The organism is Acetobacterium carbinolicum, assembly GCF_047456275.1.
Classification (GTDB): domain Bacteria; phylum Bacillota; class Clostridia; order Eubacteriales; family Eubacteriaceae; genus Acetobacterium; species Acetobacterium carbinolicum.
Genome location: NZ_CP173357.1, coordinates 2,767,608 through 2,790,203 on the forward strand (window position 1 = coordinate 2,767,608; position 22,596 = coordinate 2,790,203).

The window sequence follows — 22,596 nt, forward strand, 5'->3', positions numbered from 1 at the left end:
AGTCAATTTTTTTCTAAAAATAAGGTTATCGTTTTATAAAAAGGCGCCACAAAAAGTGGCGACAATTGGAGCTTCATTATTTTCCATTTCTTACTGTTGCTATTTTAATCAATCATAAATAATTTTAGATTTATTCGACTATAATTTTTTGTATCTCGACGCATTTTTTATAAACTTACCTCCGTTTATAGGCAAAGCTCTTGACGGGCTAAATTCAGTTTCATATCCATATAATTCCATTACATCTTTTACCATTGTTCCAATGCATTGCTTTATACTATCACTCGGGACGTTATTATCAAGCAGTGAGTTAATATTATAATCAACAGCAATCTGCAAAAATAATTCTACTTCAAAAAGAATCCCCTCCAAAGCTGGACGTCCATTTTTTGTCGAAGTAATCATATTAACAGCACTAGTATCACAAAAAACGAAATTAAAAATTGCTTCGACTAAAGGTTCATTTTTAAAATTATTGTATAAACTTCTATAGGTATCTTTGGTAAAAAAATCAACATAACTCATATTTTTCCTCCAATATTATGTACTTAGTTTAAACTAGCATACACTAATAATTATCTAAAGGCAACAATCATTTCATTTTTCAAAGATTCTTTTACGAAAATGTTTTCCTCTATATATCATAACACCAATCCAAAAACGGCTACATCATACAAAAAAGCCCCCACACCGTAAGGCCCTTTAATATAAGGTAGATTTTTAGTAATTCGTGACTATTACTTCTTTGTATTCTTTATCTTTCTCATCGTATCGCTCAAGCAGTGAATTTCTCCGGCTTATCTCAATCAGGTTAAAACCCTGGTACAACTCCCGGACAAAATCATCATTGTTATAACTCAGTATAAACTTTCCTTTGATTTCTTTCAAGCAATCTCTCAATCTTATATGATCTGCATCACCAAATCCGGTCTGATAATATTTTTCTGTCCCATGATACGGGGGATCAAGATAGAATAGCGCACCGGGCCGATCATGAACCTTAATGATTCGCTCAAAGTCTCTGTTTTCAATCACGACGCCATTTAGCCGATCACTGATCTCACTCAGATAGTCTGTGCTTTTATAGAGGTTCTTCTTAGTCCCACCAAAGGTCTTTCTGTCTGCTCCATATGATGTTTTGATGATCATGAAATATCGTCCGGCCCGTTGGATGTCGGTTAATCCTCGCATATCCAGATGAGATTTGAAGTCATCGAAAAACTCCCTGGAATTGAGAACTCCGGTAATTTCTTTTTTAACTTCATCCGGGTGAAACTTCACGCACCTGAACAAATTGACAAGCTGACCATCAAAATCGTTATAAATCTCCAGATCGGCATGTTTATCTTTTGCAAAGAGAACCCATCCGGCACCACCAAAGACCTCAATGTATCGATTGAAATCCTTTGGAAACATATCAATTATTGTTTTTCTTAACAGGCGTTTCCCGCCAATCCATGGTATAAAACTATTCATTTTTCCTCCTAATAAATAATATATGGCCACCCGTAGGTGGCCTGAAAACTAAATTCCATCAAAAATTCCCTGGGCCAATGCGAAACCGTATTTGTCGGCATCCAACAGTTTATTAATATCATTACGGATGCTACCTGTTTCAAAAATACAGGCTTTCATATCAGTTCCGGAAACCTCATAATCATCACGCTGCATAACGCCACGGGTTCCCACGCCCATTCTGGCGGTGACCGATGCATTGATGGCATTGGCAAAACGTTCACCATCGGCGCTGCCTGGGTAAATGATTGGCAGGGTACCGCTGGGAGCTGCATTGTAATCACAATGGACTGAAACATAGAAGTCGGCTCCAACGGCATTGGCTTCTGCAACAGTGGCCAGCATGTTTTTATTGTTGTTATAATCTGCATCAGTCGTGATCGTTAAGCCCCATTGACGCAGATATGCCACCGCAACCTTGACGATTGGCAGCATCAAACCGGCCTCTGTATATGGACCATCGACACAGCCTGAATCCCAGCCGCCATCGGAAGAAATGCCATGGCCAACGGCAAGATAACCATTACCGGATTTTCTTGGATGTGCTGCAGGAGCAGGGACGGGAGCTGGTTCAGCGGGCTTTACATATTTAACAAACTTATCCAGCGTGTCAATTCTTAGCTCTACACCCTTTTCGACAACAATAATTCGTAGTCCTTCCATGCGTAATCCCTTGCCCTCGGTCCCGGTTGATTCTCCATTTTTAGCAAATTGCATATTGCCGATGTTCTGGATATGGACGCCATAAAAGACATCATAGCGCTCGGCATCGTCTCCGGTTAAGCGGATGCGGATCGCTTCGATCTGTTTCCCTTCGCCCTTGGTACCGGATTCCTCACCTTTTTTTCTGGTTGGCCCCCAGCCAATATTCTGGACGTGGGTTTCATATTCAATCCCCAATTTTGCAGCGGTTTCCAGAAAGATCCTGACTGATTCCAGCCGTTTTTCTTTCCCTTCGGTACCGCATAATTGACCATCCTTTACGATGGCCAGATCTCCAAAATCCTGGACATGTCCTGCATATAATACACTTACTTTTTCAATCATTTTATTTCACCCTCACTTTCATTTTGTGTTTCTGTTTTATTTTCTATCTGCTTTAATGCCTTGGTCAGTGCTTCCGGGAGGGGAACACCTAAATTACCGGTGTTCTCCAAGATGCTCAGCCCTTCATTGGCAATGAACATCAGGCAGACGATGTTTTTAAAATATGCCCCGCCTTGATTGGTGGCAATATCAATCTGAACGGCCACCATAACCACGACCAACTCAGCCATCTTTTTAAACAATCCTTTTAATCCAACCGATGAGGACAATCCTTTATTCTGATACGCTACCATTAAACCCGTCAGATAATCCAATGCCATCAGCGATACCAACACGCTCATCAGTGTATCCCAACCTCCGAACAACCAGGTAAAAAAGCCAATAACCGCCGTAAAAATACCCGATAAAATCGGGCTGTCAATTAAATATCTCATTGTTTCATCCTTTCCTTTGCAAAAAAAATCAGCCTCAAAGCTGATATTCTCATTTTTTATTGATAAACCGAATGTCAATGTCATCAACTATTTCGGGTACCATAAATTTCCTGAGACTGTAACCGTCACGTCTTATTTGTGTTCCCGCCCAGATAAACACATCTGAAAAACCCAAGGTAATTCCTTTATTAGCTGCACGTTCAATCTTTTTCCATTGACCCTCATAAGCTGATCTTGACTTATCGTTATTGTCCTCCGGATCAATCACTTTTGCTGCTACCGAGCCATCATAACCGTAATCAGAAACAAGATAAGTACTCCACATCGTATCCGCTCCCCACCCATTGTAAACACATTTCATAATATAAGGTTGATAGGGTGCCATATTCATTCCACCACTTAAATAAGTGAATCCCCATGTGCTGTTAACCGCTGAAATTGCTAAATAGGCTGTTCCTGAGTTCTTAATATAGATCACATCACCTGAAGAAAATGTTTCTGATCGAATCTGCAGCTCATTATAAATAGACTGGTCTGAAACTACATTAAAATAAGCTGCTTCATTTGTCGCTGAAATTGAAACTCCACCAGGCACCATACTGATCGTAGTTTCTTTTTTGTAAGGTTTAACCTCAATTGGCTCCTGATACTCTGCCCATGCAAAACCAGCAAAATAATTGGCTTTGACAAATTGATAGTTTAGCTGTTTCAAAGCAAATTTAAAAACCGAAAGATGCGACTTGTTTTCAGTCATGAGCCAATCATAGTCTTCAATTTGGATAAAATCCAGGTTTGGGAATTTCCAATATTGTCTGGCAAAATTTGCATACATCATGCCTTTGGGAACCCGTTTTGAATCCAAAACCGATGGCGGGAAAAATAAAATTGTGTATTTGACGTTTTTATCCTTTGCAATACGCCTGACAAAATCCGAAAAATCACCAAGCTTCATTCCCAACCAATTTGCCGTTTCAATATTTTTACTTGTTAATTCAAAACTGGACGTATCAAAGACTGGTATCTCCCTGCCCAGTTCACTTAAATGAAGGGCAACTGTGGCTTGATCATAAAAACATGGGGGTCTGTTTGGATAAGGTATACTGACATCCCCCGGCATAAATTCCTGCCACCACCACCAGGGTTCTCCAAGCTGTAATGTCACATTCTGACTCCCCAGGTAACTAATCGCAATATCCAATGATTCTTCACAGATACGCTGATAATAAATCCTTGCTTCCTGATTGGTTGGACTGAAAAAGAATGTCGGTGGTTCCCAACCAGTACGCCCGGCCTTATAACAGGCAGACTCCTTGTCATAAAACAGTTGTTGCCATTTTTCCGGGATGTGCAAGTTTTCCATAGAAATTGAGACAATCAACCGGTTAAAGCCATACTGCGGCATGTAGTAACATAAGCATTTAAGCCATTCGGAAAATGCCAGGCACAGCCCCTTTGATTCCACAACTTTAAAATTGTTATAGTCCTCACTATCCGCTCCAGCAATGCCCACCTTCTCATAATAATGTGACGCACCGATGTACAAATTGATAACGTCTCGATATCCGAGCTTCCTGTTAAACATCAGCAGATTCCGGGGATTTCTGAAACATTCGTCATCATAGCCTTCAGCAACACGAAAAAAATGGGTCTCACGTTCGTAATCATCAATTGTCGTGAATCCCCCAGTGACAGTATAATTTGAAAACAAAACTGTAAATTCATCAAAACGGCCGGTACAAGTTACATTTGTATAGTCATAATATGTTGGCACAATCGCCATAACAACCGTTTCAATCCCCGTAGTTGGAAGTGGAAATAATTGCAAAACATATGGCTGCGACTCCGGATCGCTGGGATCATAGTCAGGATTCTCTACCATTCTTCGCTCAAACAGATGACTAAAATCAATATGATAGTGATTGCTGCCGGTCATTGAGTCCCTTAACAAATGTGTCAGGATCGTTCCATCACTATAATAGACTGCCAAAGCCGGTGCTTTGTCTTCTATGGCAGCATCAAAGGGCTTTACAGCACCAGTAAAGCTGACATCAAAATCAATGATAATATCAGCAAAATCTGTCACTTTTTCATGCCTGAACATCGCATGATTCTTTGTGTCCGTGTTTTTCCAAATGAAGCCAATATAATCATTATATGCCCGAAAACTACCACATATTTTTAGTGACTGATCCGAAATTGAATTTGCCGAGGCGATAGCAGCAGCGTTAAAATTCACCTGCCAGTCATGAAGTGCAAAAGCCTGATAAGTTAAAGACATGAAATTCAACACCACTCTTTCTCATTAAACATATGTCCCAATTATTTGCACACTTACATACCAATTACTGGGATCACTCAATGTCCCGGTAAACTTCAAACTACAACCAGTGTATAGAATCAGGCCCTCATCATTTCTTTGAATGACCAAATCCGTAGTAACAACAATATCCTTTGCCGTTTCAGTGCCCCCACCAACATCATCAATATTCTTCAAAATAGATACATTCACAACTGGAGGCATGGTATGTTCTCGCTGAAATACAACATTTACTCCAGTCAAATCGAAAGGATAATTTCCATATTCTATCCAGGCTTTTCGGTCATTGTTAATTGCCGCAATTTTCTTCAAGAGATACTGTTTATCATCATACATCTGTTGGGTAACACCAGCCGACGCATCACCTAGGATCAACTTGTCTTTTGCTGGATCCTGAAAGTTTCTGACCTTTTTTGTAACAAGAAAAAACTCATCGATTCCATGCGGATTTGAAATGCATCTTACCGAATCGCCAACATTGATTTTCTGAATATCGACATTAACCAAAGACAAATCTAGCGCCGTTAACTCTAGATTGATTTTAAGATTCACAAGATTATTAAGATGGTCAATTCCCCGTTCCAATAATCGCTGCGGATCTTCGATATCATTCCATTCCTGATAGCCAAAAATCCAGCCATAAAGATTAACGGCTTCTTCATTATAGATATAATCAGATCCATCATTCACACTTTCAATATTGACTTTGATTCCATCAATTGTTTTTCCAACAGGAATCAGAGCCGTTATTAATCCATTTGCAGACTCATTTGACTGATAATTCAGCAGATTTCTGGCAAAGCGGATGACTTGCGTATTAACCCGCCCCATCGACTCACGAAAATCAAGAAATCGCAAACCGCCAATATGTTCAATTGTGATAATTCCACCGATATTATCAAGCAATGTCGTCTTCATCAGCTCAAAGGTATTAATATAATCGTTTTTTCGCAGATCATCATAGGTATTATCAAGCTTTGTGACAATACCCATATAAATATGCTTGTCTTGTGTGACGTTTAAATTATGATTATTCAGGATTGCAGTCAACCACTGTTCAATCGGCTGACTTTCAAATACAGCTGGTCTTTGGATTGTGTCCAGTAAAAAAGCCAACTCACCTTCACAAATAACCATTTTTTCGTTATAAAAATTTCGGTCATCCTCCAAAATCCGACCTTCAAATAACAGTTCTCGCTCCTTATTGGTATTAATAGCAAAGACTCTGATCACCGTTCGCATTTTCATCAGATCATGATAGTATTTATGCTTAGGGTTAATTTTAAACTGAAGACTCGCCACTTTATTAAGCTCTTCAGTCAGCTGCATTTCCGTCACCAGTTCCCTGGATCTAATATCATGAATCAGGTATTCCGATATTGGAAAGTCAACCGCCCAAACTTGAATATACGGTGCTTTATTGACAATCTCATTTGAAATGTTCTCATTTATGCTATCAATATCCCGGATGACAATCACGCTGATCGCCTCTGCCCTTAAAGCAAGCCCTGTTGTTCCCAGCCTCGCACCATTTTCGACCCAGTCCGTCCACCCAGAGTTTTCAATATGCCCACGATACATCACTTTAAATTTACTGGCATCAAAACCAGTCAATTGAATTTCTATGGCTTCCAACCTAAGACTTTGTCCCACCGTCCCGGATGTTTGACCATCATGCACCCAATCCATCCATCCAAGATTTTCAACATGTGATCGATAACGAATTCCTAAATTATAATCCTGTGTTTCTGTTAATTTTATTTCGACTGCTTCCAGTCGTAACCCCTGTCCCACTGTTCCAGATGCCTGACCATTTCTAAACCAGGCTTTCCAACCGATGTTTTCAACGTGAGACCGGTACACTGTATTCATAACAGCACCGGGATCCTCCGAACGATAGAGATTTTTTCCTTTTTCAAGAATCAGAATCTGAAGCCCTTCGGCCCGCAGTGCCTGACCCTCAGTTCCGGCTACCCCTCCATCTTTGCACCACTGCTGCCAGCCAATATTTTGAATATGAACCCGATACCAGATGCTGTATTTATTTGCATCAGCACCAAACAATGAAATCATTAACGCTTCTAAACGCAAGCCTTCGTCTGTTGTCCCTGCAGTTGAACCATTGGTGACCACATCCTGCCAACCAATGTTTTCCACATGCGCTTTATATGCAATATTTAAGTCAAGACCATTTAAATCGTCAAATTTAATTTCAATTGCTTCAATTCGCAGACCCTTTCCAACCGTCCCGCTTAATTGGCCAGCCTCGACCCATTTTCTCCATCCTAGATTTTCCACATGCGTTCGATAAGTCAGTTTCATAAAGAAGCTCCCCGATAATCTATTGTCACTGTTCCAGTTCCCGAAAAATTCAATTCATGAGTTCCCGGACCAAGAAAAATTTCAAGAATCTGGTTCTCACCGGTATTTAAAGAATAGGTATTCCCTAAATATTCGACAGTCATCTCATTTGAACATAAAAACACTGGACAAATATGCTTATGTAGCCCAACTAAGGTAACCGTTTGAGGAAGCGTTAACGCAACCGGATATTGTTGATTGATTTCATATTTGTATGGTTCAACCGTCGCTATCATTTCAATCTGCCCACCATAGCCCAGAATATTAGTACAGTCTGAAAACTCAACCCGGCCAATCCAATAAAAATCAGGGTCCCAGGAGAATTTAATTTTCGTACGTTTCCCGGTTATAGCATTTGACAAACCGCTAAATACCGAAAAAAACTGATCCCTTGAAAATCGCAGATCAGCCGTTACTTTTATTGTTCTCATCTGATATTCCACATTTCCAGAAATCGACTCTGTCAAATCAAAATAATCAGAAGTCCCTGGGATATCGATTATCATCGTTTTGGCCACCGGTGGTGATATTGAATATTTCAAAACCCTCAATCCATAATTTTCACTTAGGCTGATATCATCTAAAAATATGTCAAATTTCATAACTGTCCACGATCCTTTCTTGCCCTTATTGTGCCAAATTTACTGTCAAACTGAGCAATCGTCCCGCCAACCAGGGCCCCGGTATCCAATACCAGAGTACTGTCTTTATTTAAAAGCGCATCCAGTGTTTCATTAATTGAATCAAGCTTGGATTCATAAGATGTCTGCGAAATAGCCTGTCGGATCGGATTAACCGAGGATTTGAAAACCATACTATCACCAAACCGAATATTTTCAGCTGTCACAGCGGCCAGCAGTTTTTCAATCAGACTATCATTACCTGTTAAAGCAGGATTATATTTCTTCGGAACAACGGCTTCATCCTTATGCAAAAGGTAAGGGCCAGTTTTAGGAACCCGATTCGTTCCTGTTGCCAAGCCAAACAAAGCGGATGGATCAATCCAGACTCCATCCTGCATCAATCCGAAATGAAGGTGAGGCCCGGTAGAGTTTCCAGTATTTCCGGACAAGCCGATTGTTTGCAATTTAGTTACCAAATCACCCACGCTGACCAATACTTCAGAAAGATGTCCATATAAAGACTCAAGCCCATTGCCATGATCAATCATTACTGAATAGCCATAACCACCATTCCAGCCAGCTTGTACGACCGTTCCCGAACCCGCGGCCCCGACAGGTGTTCCTTCTGGTACACCAATATCAATGCCCATATGATCTTTTGTACCGATATCCCCAACATCATCCCTGTATCCAAATCCACTGGTTACCGATCCACTAACTGGCGCAGTTAAGTCACCCATGGATGCTCCACCAATTCCAATGCTTTTAAAAAACTCCAATGCCCCTGAACCAATAAAATCAATTGCGGCTTTGAGGTTAAAATTACCTGCAGCAAACGCCGTTTTGATTTCTTCAATCATTTTGTTGACAAATGCAATCAATGAATCTCCGTTGAGACCATTAATCAGTCCCTTGATCATCCACTTTCCAATTTCAAACAGTTCTTTTGATGGCGATGCGATTCCAAGCCCTTCCTTAAACTTGGTCAGAATATCATTAACCAGCCCGGTTACGGCATCATAGACATTAGAAGCAGTTTCCTTAATCCCCCGGACAATCTCTGAGATCATACTCGTTGCAGCTTCATAAAGCTTTGCGGGAAGTGAAAAAATAATATCAATGATCGCCTGCTTGACTTCACTCCATTTTGTTTTAGTCGCCGTGTTAATCTCATCCCAATGTTCTGTGACTGCCTCGACGAGTTCAATCATTTTTCCAATGGTATTGTCATAGATCGCTAGACAAGCATTTTGAAGCAGATTTATGATCCCATCCCAAACATTTTTGGTTGTATCAGTAATGCTTTTCCAGGATGCTGAAATTGAATTGCTGATATTGCTCAAAATCCCCGTTATCAGACTCCAGAGAAAATTTAGAATGGATCCGATCGTATCAACAACATTTTTAACTGCCGTTCCAGCAAACTCCCAGGCCGTTGACCAGTCCCCCTGGAAAATGGCCACAATCATACCAATGATATTCCAGATAAAAGAAATCAGATTGGAAATGACCTCATAAACCGGAGTCAAAAAATTAATAATTCCCGGCAGTGCCTCCATGAAAGCCGCAAATAAAGCTGATAATGCTGGAATAACAGATTCATATAGGACTTGTACCAGATATAAAAACACCGGCTTGACATTTTCCCAAAGGTTTTGAAACGCTGCCAGAATTGGCTGCACCGCTTCAATAATTTGCGGCATAATTTCAAAAACCTTCTTCCTGGCCTCGTCAAAAGCGTCAATAGCCGCTATTTTAACCCGTTCAAATGCTGTGCCAAATGGGGAAAGCTCTTTTGCGACGCCTGATAAGTCAAGTTTCTTGGCATTTTCAAGAAGCGTTTTAAACCCATCGCCAGCCAACTGCAATCCTGATGTCAGACCTTTTAGCGTTTCAACCGCTAACCCCAAAACGGGACCGCCGACAATGGCCAAAAAATCGGTCCAGGCCTGGTTAATATTACCCAATTGGTTTTCTAATCCGTCTGACTCGCGCGCAGCTTGCCCGGTAGCACCAGCCAAATTTTGCATATTCTGGGCATATTCTAACCGGGTAGCCTGCTTGGTTGCTTCATCTAAATTTGACCACTCGGCGGTCGTTTCAACTAAACCTTTTTGAATGGCAAACTGGGCCATTTGGGTATCATTAGCAAAAATACCAATTGCCTCGCCACCCTCATAGTTCCCTTTGATAAATGACGTTAAGGCACTGTTTGCATCGGAATAGGCAATATCATAAAACGCTGCTGCATCAGCAGACAATGTCACCGCATCACTCGCCTTTTGCATGGCAGCTTCAGTATCAAGACCCAGGCCTTTAAACATTGATGTCATTTGCGACATTGAAGGTTTTAAGCGGTTGGAAACCATTCCGAACTTGTCCGCCATCTTATCAATCGCATCCTGGGCCATCGGTTCCAGATCACCAAATACCTGCGTAAACTGAGCCTCCATCGCTTTAGCTGATCCTGCAGCTTCAATGGCCGCCTTACCAAACTCAACTATTTTTTCGACGGCAAAAGCCGCCGCAATGGCACCACCAACCGCTTTTAAACCGCTCATTGCGGTTTGTCCTAATTCCGAAAGCCGACTGCCTGCCCCTTCAGACGATTTGCCCACTCGGTCTAGATCATCAATTAATTGTTTTGAACCCTGACTGCTGGATTTTCTGACTTCTGCCCAGGCTTTTGACATTGCCTGCGACTGATCCATTCCAGCTTTGCGATATTCAGCTGCCAGTGAAGCTGCCTGAGATTTTAGATTTTTGGTACTTTTCTCGACCCCACTGGTATCAACTTCAGTTTCAATAATAATTTTGCCATCTGCCAATGCGTTCTCACCACCTTTTAACTGGTTTGAGTCATCGGCATCTCAGGCACTACTTGACTTTATTTATTCTGATTTCAAACTTCTTCTTACACTTTCGCCCTTTACATACAACGAACAACCCTTTACTCTCAGAATTTTCGTTATAGATAATCGGCATTTCATAGCCGCAATATGGGCATTTTACTCTCTTTTCAATTGTTATCACCACCTAAATTAAGGCATCCAGACTATTTGCAAATTCAATTTCTTTTTCTTCTTCTGACCGATAATCAGGCAGCCGATATAGCTGTTTTAATTTCCGAAAAGCTTTGCGCTGTTCGGCCGTCATATTCTTATCAATCTTTATAGCACGATAGCCCATGACCTTCTTAAATTCGTGATCCTCTCTCAGTGCCGACATTAACGAACGAAACACCCACCAGTGCAGATAGTCGATATTTACCAGATCAATCCGGTACTGATCGAGAAAAGCTGCATAAATAAGAGCACCGTCTACCTCGAAGGAATAAACCGGACGTTGCCGCCGAGCTGTTTCCGTTTCGCTTTTCTTAATACTTCTATTCTCTTCACCACACTGATAAAACCAGAGAAAGGCTTCAACTGCCAGCGCCTGATCAACAATATTGTGGCCGTTAAAAAAACGCTGAACCAGTTGCAGCGTCTTTGAACCTTTTTCTTCAATTGTACCGGGGCCTTGCACAATCATCTCATATTCGATAAAAAGTCTGAAATCAGCATTGACCAAATAATCTATTCCCTCCAACTCAATATACTGAACTGGGGGTTCAGTCAAAAGATTCATTTTGCCGCAGTAAACTTTTTCTTGGTTGCCGGGCGTGTTTTAGGCAGATGATCCATCGGTTTTACAGGCGCTGGTTTCTTTTTGACAACCTTTAGGTATTTATCCATTTGGCCATTGATTGTTTCCGGTGCCTTCTCAATTTCGGAAACGACTTTAACAAATGCATCAAGATGATTTGTAAGATTCATCCCTCCTTGAAAAATTGCTTCTGCTGCGCCTTCACCAAAAACAGCATCAAAAAATTTATTGATGGTCAAACACGGCTGCCGCACCAAATCACCGACTCTATCACTCTCAACCGATTCATCCTGAAGATTTTCAAGCGCATCCTGAAGCGAATCAAGAACATCCGCATCCATCAAATCCAGTTCCAGTTCAACACCATTAATTTCAATCATTGTTTTCCTCCTTACACCGCTGCAGTAAATGTTGCGATTTTCTTCTCTGCATCCAGGGTAACCGTCCCTTTAGTAATGGGGCCATTAGCTTTCAGATTGCCACTATAGGTATAAGCATCCGTCGAATCCCCTTCACTGTCAGGAATAACAGCAAAATCACGCTTTCTTGCCGCATAGGTTGTGACTTCGCCAGTGGCGGTTGAATCCGTCAAATCAACAATTATAATCGAACGAATCGCTGCTGTACCCAAGGTCTCACTATCGGTCAATGCGACAATATCATCATGCACAGGATTTTCAAGATACTGGTCAAACCCATATGACATGGCCGGACTAAATGCGATGACATCGGATCGCTCAGAATCTTCATCAACATACTGTCGATTGTATTCTTTCGCATTCTTACTTGTACTGGATTCTGTAAATCCTCTCATCCGGTGATAGGTAATAGTCCCACCACCCGCCGCTGGCACACCATAAAACGCCAGCTTATCACTTCTTTTTACTAATACTTCACTCACTTATTCAAGCCTCCTGTTTATATTTAAAATTGCACTGAATAACATACTGTGCTTTGTCCAATTCATTGTTGTACAGATATCCCGGAGTAGTTGCTTGAACAGATAATGGCATTCGCCTGGCATCAAGTTCTGGTAATACTCGGGAATCTGTTTGTTCTTCCAGCCATTCTGAAAAGTGTTCAAAGAAACCGATGTTTTCGATGTTTTCAAGAACATCAGAGCCGTAAACCTCCCGACTGGAAAAATTGAAAGCAAATTGCCGGATGGAACCGCCATCCATAAACTTCTTAACAATGGGATCCACCGGCACACTTTCAATCATGTAAGCTGTAGCATCCTCTCGTAGATAATCAACCCCAATCCCCTGGTGAAATTCGTCCAGATGAGGACAAGTCTTGATAAAATCACGAATGTACTTAATAATTGTCACTTTACTTTAACACCTGCCTTTTTTGCGACTGATCGAACAATCTCCGGCCCACGATCCGACCACATCCGCAAACACCATTGTTTCCCTCGTAAGCCTTTGCCTTTATTTTCAAACCAATGGCGTCTGGCATAAGGCTGGATATATTGAATTTCATCAGATTTTTCAATAGCCGTATTTTTTAATGGACCTTGACGCATTGGCACATACTTGTCACTTAACCTCCTTACTTCATGCGTAAAGAATTTTTTAATATCGCCACCTTTATTGAGTCTGCGCTTTAATAGAATCCTATCCGATGAATCAATACTTATCTTCACCCGTGTCATTTTGCTCATTATTTCGCTCCAATCTCCCAGTGAGGCAAGCCAGTGTCTGTCAGATCCACTACCGACACAATGGTCAATACATCATCCCGGGTATTTTTCAACCCTTCCAGATTATAGGGTTTTACTCCAGTTAGGTTAAAATCGGTGATTCCTTTAACTATAATATCCCCGGCATTGAAAGTGAAATACAGTTCCTTTTCGTCGGAATTTGCCCATGCTTTTGGTTTGATGTATGTTTTATTAATAGCGGAGTCCGGGTAAGTAAAAACCTCTGTAAAGTCAGCAGTTTGCAAACCCTTATCATTTACCGTCACAGCCCGAGATCCCTGCCAGTTGACACTATAAAGATATGACCGTAAATAGACGTCGTGGCCTAAATTGCGGTCATAATATTTGTTGTAAATGGTCATATCGGCATTTGAAATCATGTCAGGCCTCGATACAGTAAACCGGTATTAACCAGCCAGGGTTTAGCTTCTTCATACAGTTTTTGATTGTTTGATTTCCCGGATGCGACATAGGATCTTGACTCTTTTCCACTTGACTCACTTGCAATTTCAGGCCCCTTTTCCTGGTTATACATTTCATCCATCACAGCACAGATTGCCATTTTTATTGTATCAGTAACATTAGAACCGATGCGCCCTTGAGTGATCATGTTCACATAGGCCGCAGCCTTAGAGGAAAGCCGAATGAAATCTTCATTCTTTACCAGCTTTCCTCCATAAGTGCCTGTGTAATAAGTGTAATCGACATAGGACATGATGTTAACCAAGGATACGAACTGCCAACTCCTGGTACATTGTTTTGTAACCGTAGAGTACATCCATCGAAATCATTTCCTTTTTGTATTTAAGATCATACCCCTTCACTACTCGCATGGAAACACCGTTGTAAGATACAACATAAGCCTCAACGCCTGAAGGCAAAACTAGCGGTCGAGTCACAAATGCAAAAGCCTGTGGAATGAATCCCAAGTTTGCCGTATGATCTGTAATCTTGGTAATTGCATCGGTCGTTTTAAGTTCAGGTAAAGCCGGATAAACCGTAATTGCAAGCTCATCTGAAGCTGCCGTTCCACCAGTTACAACAGTGTAGGGTTCCCCTTTAATTGTCAAAATGTCACCCTTTACCAGTGTTCCGGTTAGAGTGGGGCCGGTTCCTCCGGTCACCGCAAGCGTTAAAGCTGTAGCACCTGCTGCGACAGCTGTTTTGGGAACAATTTTAGGATTCGTACCCCCACCAACTGCCAAAGTTCCTGCTGTGTGAACCTTGACACCCTGGGCCATATAATTATTGAAAGAGTACAATCTTCCCAGCTCACCTTCTCGTAATGCCGCTGTACTTGCAGATTTCTCAGCATTGGCTACTGAAGGAATTACACTCAGTGAAGCTTCAGCTTCGGGATCCCAAACTGCCACACGACCTGCCAAAGGTACTTTGTTGATATTCAACGCTTTTCGTGCATTAGCAATGACATCCAATGACGCAGGAGTAGTTCCAGCCTCACCGGCAATATACGGAATATCCTTGTACAAAAACAAACCGTCATTATTAATCTTTTCTGCTAATGCTACAGCCGAAGGTTCAATAAACAATCGATTAAGATCATCGATATTGGTCGCCCCTGCGATTGCACCCCATTCTGCATCAACTGTTGCCAGCCTATCCAGCGTTACTTCCACACTGGATTCTTTGATGTCCTGTGGGACAACTCCATTTGTTTCATCAAAATCTTTGGCTTCCAAAACAACGGGTTTCTTAACCTGGATCTTTGCACCTTTTCCTGGTTGAAAATCATTCGAAAAATCCCGATAAATCAGGTTTGGAAAGACCATATTTTCAATTAATCGTTGCAAGGTTAGTCTTGCAATTACTTTTACTTCTAAAAATTCATTTGCCATTTATTATTTCTCCCTCTCAATTAAATACTATTTTTTCGCAAAAACCATCTCAAAATACTGATCATCTGAAATAGCATTGTGATCAATGGTTTTAATCCCGCTACCATGAACACCGCCTGAAGATAAAATAACCCCTGGGGGTTCCGGATCTGTTTTGTCCTGCTTGACAAATGCCCCAGGATTACTTTCTTGAAGGGCTTTGATATAGTCATCTGCACCCAAGAATTTACCATCTTCCAATTTGAAAGCTTTTTCTTTGAATTCTGAAAACACCGCTTTTTTGGCTAAATCAGAACTAAATTCAATGCCGCCCAGGAACTTATCTACTGCAAACTCATAATCTTTTGTTGCCATCTGATTTTTTAGAGCTTCTGTATCCTGCTCATACTTTGTTTTCCACTCATCGGCTGCTTTTTTGATCCCCTCAACGTCCAATTCTTCAAAACCCTTGATTGTCGCATTTGCTTCGCCCAATTGGGTTTTCACACCCTCCAGTTCTTCTTTCGCTTTGATTACATCCTGTTTTTGCTTTTCGATATCCTGTTTTAACTTTTCAATATCGGTACCATTTAATGCAAACACGCCTTTAATCTGATCTTCTGACAATCCTAATGCGGTTAACTCTTCTGTTTTCATCTCTTTATCCTTCCCCACTAAGCGTTTTAGGTGGTCGCTTTCACCCATGGTCCTGCTCTCGTAGGCTTGCAGGTTAGCCAAATTTTGGGTATAAAAAATAAGCCTTTTAACGTCATGCTCATGACACAGTTGAACTTTCGGCAGTCAAACTACTCAATTATCATTAATCTTCAATATTCATGAATACTTTCCCGTTTTTGTCGATAAACTGGGGTTCACCAAAGCCAATTCGAATATCAACATCATCTTTTTGAATCACTTCACTAGTTTCAAGATTTATATAGCTAAGTAATTCACCATTTTCAATCTTTGTTACCGCTACATATTTGGGTACCGTCGCCTCATTAATTTAATCCTCCTTAATTTTTTCCATAAAAAAACCACCCGACTTTTAAATCTGGTGGCTTTTAAATTTCTATTTCGTATTTTAATAAATCTTCGCCCTTTTCATATTTGGGGCACGGAGCATTATCAAAATAAACATCATCTGGCTTATGCTCAAAAATTTCACAACGTCCCCGGCAAATATGGCTTTTCTCAGCATGCTTGCAGGTTCGACAATGTATTTTTTCAGCATTAGACCTTCTTAAACCAATCATATTGCTTAAACTCATTTTAACACCCCCAATACTTTCATAACAACAGTGACTTTTCCACTCACTTCTTTAATTTCTACAATTTCAAACCGTGTTCCTGCCTGCAGTATTACCTCTGCTTCAGTTCCTATAACACTTGATGTTTGTTTTCCATCCCAGTTCCCGGTAGTATTCGTTTCGCCGTAATAGCTAAAAGGCTCGGCATAAATGCCCTTAGTCCCTTTAGGAGCCAAAATCTCATAAGATATTATATCATGAAAACCAGCATTTGTCGAAATACCAGTACTAAAAAAAGCATCATCAATTACTTCTTCACCAGAGAATTTATTATTTAATACTTTGATTTTAGAAGGAATAATCTTGCTTTTATCAATCCCTAAAAGTCCAGCCAACGATTGTTTGTCTGACCCTCTAAACAACCAGACATCTTCAGGAATATAGCTCTTATCTATTGCATCCTTTAACGAATGAATATACTTTTCGCCATTTTCATTATCTAACGGTACTTTCCCAACACCTTTAAAGTTTCTCCAGGTTTTATCATATCCCCGCATCGGTCGATTGAATTTACCAGATCCCATGGTGTATTGGTAAGCAGCATCTTTTTCTGGTGCGGTTAATCGTGGCCATAGTTTTTCAGTCTGCGGCCTGAATAACTGATCCGCTTTTTTGCGATCATCGAAGCGGAGCGCATTATTAACGATGCTCTTTTTAGGATCTTTTATAAGATTGTTTGAGTTAGGCGAATTAACTGAATTAATATGACTCATTGAATACTTCTTAACCGCTTGTTTATTCGCCCAAACACTCTTTTGACTGATACTTTTATCAAAACCAATTACCTGGTGACGCTCGTTCTGCAATGGCAATCCGGCTGTGTTGCTGAATTCTTTATAGAATTGTTTCTGTCTCTGGAGCTTAATACTGGCCGTCGTGAACGCTTCTTTATCTCCCAGAGCGTCATATCCAATCAATTCTATTTTACTCTGTCGCATGGCAGTTTCTATTTTTCTTTGCTGCTGAGTCGCTTCGTAATGGTTGTAAGTTTTACCCTCGTACTCAAAAGGATCATTATCCAAATGCTCTAATTCTTTTTCTGAATAGGTTGGAACAGAGATACCAGGGAAGAATGCATAGTAATTATGTCGGCAATTCCATCCGCAAAGCCCTGGACCCGTTCCAAGACCAGTTGTTCTTGCTAAATTAGGATACCCCGGGGCGGAACCAATGATCTTGAAGACCTTTCCCTGCCATTCTGCGTGAGACGGTCTTGCCCCGGCATGAGCAGTAACCTCAGCATATTCAGCGCCCAGATCTTTTACCACCTGATCATTCATTTTGCTGGCCATCTGATTAACACCCGTCATCACCGCCCGTCTGGCAACCACATCAACCCGGTTGTGCCAGCCCGATTCATAGTCAATCCACCTCAGTCCAGATTTTGAGATCTCTTTTACAGCATTTCTAATGGCCGTGTTGTAATCCAGCACACCCGTCGAAACCTGAAATTGTGCCATATCCAGAGCCTTGTTATAAAATTCATACATAGGCAGGTACTCAATCTTATTCCCAACCTTTCGGGCGAATCCCAGGGACTGGGTCATGTTAAACAACTCCCCCTTGGTCTGCTCCTGAGCGGCCTTGACATAATTCTGTAACGTCTCAGACTTTTCAAGGCTAGGAGCCAATTTCCCCTGACTTTCATATATCGGCCTGTCATTTTCCAACGATAGCTCGGCAACTTCCTTCATCAACTGATCAATTTCACGTTGTGAAAGTTTTGTGACCCGTTTGATTTCCTTTTCGAGCCCCTCTAGTGCCATACCAATTTCTTTTGCTCTGATTGCCTGCCATTCTGCTGTTTCTGTTATCGCACCAGCTTTTCCAATACGTCGCACAAAGTCGGCGATGATGAATTCTTCTAATTCCTGATACAGATTTACAAAATAGTCGGGGATGGATTGCAGTTGCTCAGGAGTCAGCATTATTCAGCCCCCTCAATGATCTTCTTGGCCTCATCTTTAGTTATTCCAATCGAAATAGAAATGACGTTTATCGCTTGTCCTAGTGTCAATTCTCCGGCTGAATACTGCGATAATATGGCTATCAACGATTGTGTTTGGGCACCATTAAGCGACTTACCGGTGACATTTTCAGCTGTATCAATAACAGTTGTATTGGCTGTAGGCGGTTCGATGTTTTTCAAGGCTTGATCAAACGGATTATCTTCAACGGTTGTACTAGCAGCGGGCATCATCTTCAGAGCTTCTTTTTCAGTCGCACCGTACTTCTTGGCAAGATAGATTTCTGGTCGAATTAACCCGCTGGCAACATCCTGCTGCATAGATAATAGTTCTGATTCGGTATCAATGATGTAACTGTCATCAAAGTTAACCTTGATCTCAGGGTTTTCATCTAGATCAATGCCACAAATATTTTTCCCAGCCCAAAGAATCGCTTTGATTAAAACTTTCAATGCTCTTTCTACGACAATATAATTCTTACTGGCATTCTGCATCAGCTCCTGCTTATCCCCGACATACTGTGTCGCTGTGATGATGGCACCGGCATTAAACTGATAATGCTTAGTACCAAAACCGCACTTAAAGCTTAGGTAGTCAAGCTGAGCCTGCAACCCATCAATGTTTTCCTGAACTCTCAACGATGGGTTGAACTCCTGAATCAGGTTGTTACTACCATTTTTATCAATAAAATCATCGCCAAATTGGATAAACAATTGTTGTGCTGTATCATCTGGTGTAATTTTTTCGCCACTCTCCGTTGTTGTTGTCAATGAATCATTGAGAAATACCTTCTTACCCCCGAGCTTAAAGTCTCGATTGAAGTTATTGTAGCAAAGATCAACACCCTGTAAATTATCGATTGAATTGGCAAAAACTGACATTCCCAAACCGTTTGAACCGTCAATTGTATTCACAATATTTGGTTTTATGATTGAGAATAAAGGGATATCTGATTTTGTTGAGAACTCCTCAATCATTCCGTCTGGCAATGGTATGGGATTCAGACTGCCAGCTTCTTTCTTGAAATATTGGTTAGAAATAACATATCCAGTGCCTTTTAAAACATGAGTTTCGACATAAACATAGTTTTTTCCTTCATGCATAACATCTGAAACAAAGGCGACATCAACGATTTTTCCGTATTTGACTGATAGCGGAACGATATTCAAAGCACTGAGGTATTCCATGCGAATTTTGGTATCCTTTGATCCTAATGCCTTTTCTCCACTTAGCTTGAGTCCTTCAAATCTCAGGACAAAAGCGCCGGTACCAGAGTAGAATGTTTTCTCAACCAACTCATTGGCAGATTGCCAAAAAGTATTAAGCTCGAATACTGAATTAATAAAGTCATTATTTTTCTTACCGTCAATAACCACCTCGGTTTTTTCATTAAGTAAGATACTGGCCCAATCCTCACAAACTTTCTTTCCCATCTTCAGGGAATAAATCTTGCGTTTGATTGTTTTTCCATCATACCCACTCTCTTTAAAATCATGGAAAGGTTTGTGATATCCCTTCCACCAATCTTCCCATTCTTGGATATGCGCATAATAGCCAGTCGGCACATCATAACCATTTGTTTTATTGAGATAATCTACCACTGAATTTATGTTCATGCGTTATCCTCCTCCAATTAGTTTTTTGATAAATCTTTCAAATGAATACTCAAAGGCATCCAATATATCGATGTCTGAACTGAAATTATCCAGTCGGACATCTTTACCGGCATCACTGGCTTTTTGATCCCAGACCGCCGATGAGAGTCCACCAATGAGGGCTGTGCAGCAACTTAAAACCTTTAAACGGTCCCGATTTAACAGGGTGTTACAGCATCGGATCCGCTCCACGATCTTGATCTTGGCACTATCGCCAATCTTTAAAGGTAGTCCAGCATTTTTACATGCCTTGATAAGACCATTAATCAGATATTGAGCTTCATTATCTGCAAAGCAATACCTGATCGGGATATTTGGAAACAATGCTTCAAGCTGTCGATAAAATGCAATAAATTCCTGGTTAACCCGATCACTGTCAATATCGCCCTTTTGCCCTTTTATGGCATGATCTGCCAATGCATAGATGGTTTTAAAGTTATGTGTAAACCCTGTGGCCACAAAGGTTGTCAGGGATCGATTCCCCCCAAAGTCAACGCCAATCGATATGAATTCCAGATCTCGCTTTAATTGCTCTTTTAAGGCGTCAGTCAGCTCTATGACATACTTACTGGGGTTGTCGGCAAATTGTCGATAAATGACCCCCTCTGCCGCTTTCCAGAGGCCTAAAATATAACGCTCATAAAAAACACCGCTATACATTGAGCGGTATCTTGCTTTGATCTTTTCAGTTAGACTTAGGTTGTCTTCCATGGTGAAATGGAGATAAATATATTGCTTTTCATCTTTTTTATCGATCCAATTCACTTTGAACCAATGTTGGGGATTGCTCGGATTGCAGTTAAACCAAAATTTCGAGCCTTCAACTGAACAACGTCCGGTGGCCTGATTCACAAAGGATTCCGGCATCAGTGCGACTTCATCAAAAAAAACGCCCGCCAACGTGATCCCCTGGATCAAGTCTTGTGAACGTTCATCTTTTCCACCAAAAACATAAAAATAGTTTGTAACTTCTCCCCGGGTAACAATTACCAGATTATCTGCCCGATGATCCTGAACTCTGTATCCTCTGGCTTTAAGCATCAGTTTTAGCCAAAACAAAACATTACGTCTGAAAGATCCAATCGTCTTCCCGCACATGCCAAAATTCTGATTACTAAATGAGACCATGGCCCAGATCACAAAGGAAAGAGACATGGACAATGTTTTACCTGATCGAATGGCACCGTCAGCAATAATGCCTTCTTTGTCTCGCATTGGCGAATTTGGCATCCACCAGGTTAAGACCTTCATTTGCTTTTTGGAAAACGCTTTGAACTTAAAAATTGCTTGTCTTACTCGTCTTCCCATATTTCTTCAACCTTTCCGGCTAAAGCTTCTAGGAAGCCATCATCCTCATAGGTTTCAGGCTCGCCGCCAAGTTTGTTCATTTCCAGCTTCATCTTGTCAATTCGGGTCTGCTGCTCATTAGTAGCCAGATCCATATGATCTGACAACCATTGGAGGGCTTTCATGCGGTCTGCCAGCTTGATGCTTACACCATCTTTCCCTTGCTTGACTTCCGAAATAATAGACCCATCCACTTCGGATGACTCTCTGAATTCCACGGAATTTACTTCTTTCATGAGTGGTATTTCTTTGCCATTCTCATCCTTTATTTTTACCGGACCAAATGCACCCATGACCTGAACTTCCCTTCGACCAAAGGAAAGAAAGTCCGTAATGTCAGAAAAAGCAATATCCCAATACTTCTGGAATATGTCTTCTTCTGAGATAAAAGAACGGACATAGCGCTCCTGTTTTAGCTTCATGATCTCGTTTTTGACCTTATCATTTCTTAGCAGCCTGGATCCGTTAGACATAGCAGTTAAATAGTCACATCCATAGGCTTTCTGGTAGCTCCTTGTCGCATTAAACGACTTACTGTAATACAAACAAAAAAGCCGCTGTTCATCGGTTAAATCGGGGTTTTCAATGACCGATTTAACCGATGAAATAGAGACTTTTGTTTTGACACGTTTATTCGTTTTTTTGTTTGCAACGTTGCGTTTTTCTAATTGCAACGTTGCATCCCATTCATACCGCTTTTTCCAACTTCGGATGGTGCCTTCAGGAATATTGAGAGCTGCGGCAATGTCCACCATTTTTTTGCCTAGATCAAATAATTCTTTTGCTTTTTTAATTTGTTCATTTGGTGCTCTTGGCAACTCTCACCACCTCT

The 22,596-nt window shown here is 41.0% G+C and carries 22 protein-coding genes; all 22 read right to left on the reverse strand.

All coding sequences use genetic code 11. The features are described from left to right. Nucleotides 1–138: 138 nt before the first annotated feature. A complete protein-coding gene (locus tag ACIZ62_RS12810; RefSeq protein WP_414150300.1) occupies nt 139–525 on the reverse strand; it encodes a hypothetical protein in 387 nt (128 codons plus the stop codon). Between the two features lie 195 nt (nt 526–720). After that, on the reverse strand, nt 721–1,476 hold the full coding sequence (locus ACIZ62_RS12815; protein ID WP_414150301.1) for a DNA adenine methylase: 756 nt from the start codon (nt 1,474–1,476) through the stop codon (nt 721–723). Between the two features lie 48 nt (nt 1,477–1,524). Next, nucleotides 1,525–2,562 (reverse strand): N-acetylmuramoyl-L-alanine amidase, encoded by a 1,038-nt coding sequence (locus tag ACIZ62_RS12820; protein WP_414150302.1) that lies wholly within the window; start codon nt 2,560–2,562, stop codon nt 1,525–1,527. After that, the gene (locus ACIZ62_RS12825) at nt 2,559–2,996 is read right to left on the reverse strand and encodes a phage holin family protein (protein WP_347412785.1); all 438 of its coding nucleotides are present in this window, start codon (nt 2,994–2,996) and stop codon (nt 2,559–2,561) included. The genes ACIZ62_RS12820 and ACIZ62_RS12825 overlap by 4 nt, the downstream gene beginning before the upstream one ends. Before the next feature lie 49 nt (nt 2,997–3,045). Beyond that, a complete protein-coding gene (locus ACIZ62_RS12830; protein ID WP_414150303.1) occupies nt 3,046–5,274 on the reverse strand; it encodes a hypothetical protein in 2,229 nt (742 codons plus the stop codon). 24 nt (nt 5,275–5,298) lie between these two features. Beyond that, complete coding sequence (locus ACIZ62_RS12835) at nt 5,299–7,635, reverse strand: phage tail spike protein (protein WP_414150304.1); 2,337 nt, start codon at nt 7,633–7,635, stop codon at nt 5,299–5,301. Further along, nucleotides 7,632–8,180 (reverse strand): hypothetical protein, encoded by a 549-nt coding sequence (locus ACIZ62_RS12840; RefSeq protein ID WP_414150305.1) that lies wholly within the window; start codon nt 8,178–8,180, stop codon nt 7,632–7,634. Before ACIZ62_RS12840 ends, ACIZ62_RS12835 begins: the two co-directional genes overlap by 4 nt. Nucleotides 8,181–8,272: 92 nt before the next feature. Beyond that, nucleotides 8,273–11,125 (reverse strand): peptidoglycan DD-metalloendopeptidase family protein, encoded by a 2,853-nt coding sequence (locus ACIZ62_RS12845; protein WP_414150306.1) that lies wholly within the window; start codon nt 11,123–11,125, stop codon nt 8,273–8,275. A 208-nt stretch (nt 11,126–11,333) separates the two neighbouring features. Further along, a complete protein-coding gene (locus ACIZ62_RS12850; protein ID WP_414150307.1) occupies nt 11,334–11,927 on the reverse strand; it encodes a Gp15 family bacteriophage protein in 594 nt (197 codons plus the stop codon). After that, nucleotides 11,924–12,325, reverse strand: coding sequence for a DUF6673 family protein (locus ACIZ62_RS12855; RefSeq protein WP_414150308.1), 402 nt, complete (start codon nt 12,323–12,325; stop codon nt 11,924–11,926). Before ACIZ62_RS12855 ends, ACIZ62_RS12850 begins: the two co-directional genes overlap by 4 nt. Before the next feature lie 11 nt (nt 12,326–12,336). Beyond that, nucleotides 12,337–12,846 (reverse strand): hypothetical protein, encoded by a 510-nt coding sequence (locus ACIZ62_RS12860; protein WP_414150309.1) that lies wholly within the window; start codon nt 12,844–12,846, stop codon nt 12,337–12,339. A 4-nt stretch (nt 12,847–12,850) separates the two neighbouring features. Continuing rightward, complete coding sequence (locus tag ACIZ62_RS12865; RefSeq protein WP_414150310.1) at nt 12,851–13,276, reverse strand: chloramphenicol resistance protein; 426 nt, start codon at nt 13,274–13,276, stop codon at nt 12,851–12,853. Further along, the gene (locus tag ACIZ62_RS12870) at nt 13,273–13,611 is read right to left on the reverse strand and encodes a minor capsid protein (RefSeq protein ID WP_414150311.1); all 339 of its coding nucleotides are present in this window, start codon (nt 13,609–13,611) and stop codon (nt 13,273–13,275) included. The genes ACIZ62_RS12865 and ACIZ62_RS12870 overlap by 4 nt, the downstream gene beginning before the upstream one ends. Further along, nucleotides 13,611–14,030, reverse strand: a complete 420-nt coding sequence (locus tag ACIZ62_RS12875; RefSeq protein ID WP_347412775.1) for a DUF6751 family protein — start codon at nt 14,028–14,030, stop codon at nt 13,611–13,613. The genes ACIZ62_RS12870 and ACIZ62_RS12875 overlap by 1 nt, the downstream gene beginning before the upstream one ends. Continuing rightward, nucleotides 14,027–14,365, reverse strand: a complete 339-nt coding sequence (locus ACIZ62_RS12880) for a hypothetical protein (protein WP_414150312.1) — start codon at nt 14,363–14,365, stop codon at nt 14,027–14,029. The genes ACIZ62_RS12875 and ACIZ62_RS12880 overlap by 4 nt, the downstream gene beginning before the upstream one ends. A 4-nt stretch (nt 14,366–14,369) precedes the next feature. Further along, nucleotides 14,370–15,506 carry a P22 phage major capsid protein family protein gene (locus ACIZ62_RS12885; protein ID WP_414150313.1) on the reverse strand — a complete coding sequence of 379 codons (1,137 nt, stop codon included), beginning with the start codon at nt 15,504–15,506 and terminating at the stop codon, nt 14,370–14,372. Between the two features lie 27 nt (nt 15,507–15,533). Then, nucleotides 15,534–16,142: a phage scaffolding protein gene (locus ACIZ62_RS12890; protein ID WP_414150314.1), complete on the reverse strand. Its 609-nt coding sequence runs from the start codon at nt 16,140–16,142 to the stop codon at nt 15,534–15,536. Nucleotides 16,143–16,549: 407 nt separating this feature from the next. Further along, entirely contained in the window at nt 16,550–16,756 is a 207-nt protein-coding gene (locus tag ACIZ62_RS12895) for a hypothetical protein (protein ID WP_414150315.1), read from the reverse strand. Then, nucleotides 16,753–18,723, reverse strand: a complete 1,971-nt coding sequence (locus tag ACIZ62_RS12900; protein ID WP_414150316.1) for a phage minor capsid protein — start codon at nt 18,721–18,723, stop codon at nt 16,753–16,755. The genes ACIZ62_RS12895 and ACIZ62_RS12900 overlap by 4 nt, the downstream gene beginning before the upstream one ends. After that, nucleotides 18,723–20,378: a phage portal protein gene (locus ACIZ62_RS12905; RefSeq protein WP_414150317.1), complete on the reverse strand. Its 1,656-nt coding sequence runs from the start codon at nt 20,376–20,378 to the stop codon at nt 18,723–18,725. The genes ACIZ62_RS12900 and ACIZ62_RS12905 overlap by 1 nt, the downstream gene beginning before the upstream one ends. A 3-nt stretch (nt 20,379–20,381) precedes the next feature. Further along, on the reverse strand, nt 20,382–21,725 hold the full coding sequence (locus ACIZ62_RS12910) for a PBSX family phage terminase large subunit (RefSeq protein ID WP_414150318.1): 1,344 nt from the start codon (nt 21,723–21,725) through the stop codon (nt 20,382–20,384). Continuing rightward, complete coding sequence (locus ACIZ62_RS12915) at nt 21,710–22,582, reverse strand: terminase small subunit (RefSeq protein WP_414150319.1); 873 nt, start codon at nt 22,580–22,582, stop codon at nt 21,710–21,712. The genes ACIZ62_RS12910 and ACIZ62_RS12915 overlap by 16 nt, the downstream gene beginning before the upstream one ends. Nucleotides 22,583–22,596 lie beyond the last annotated feature (14 nt).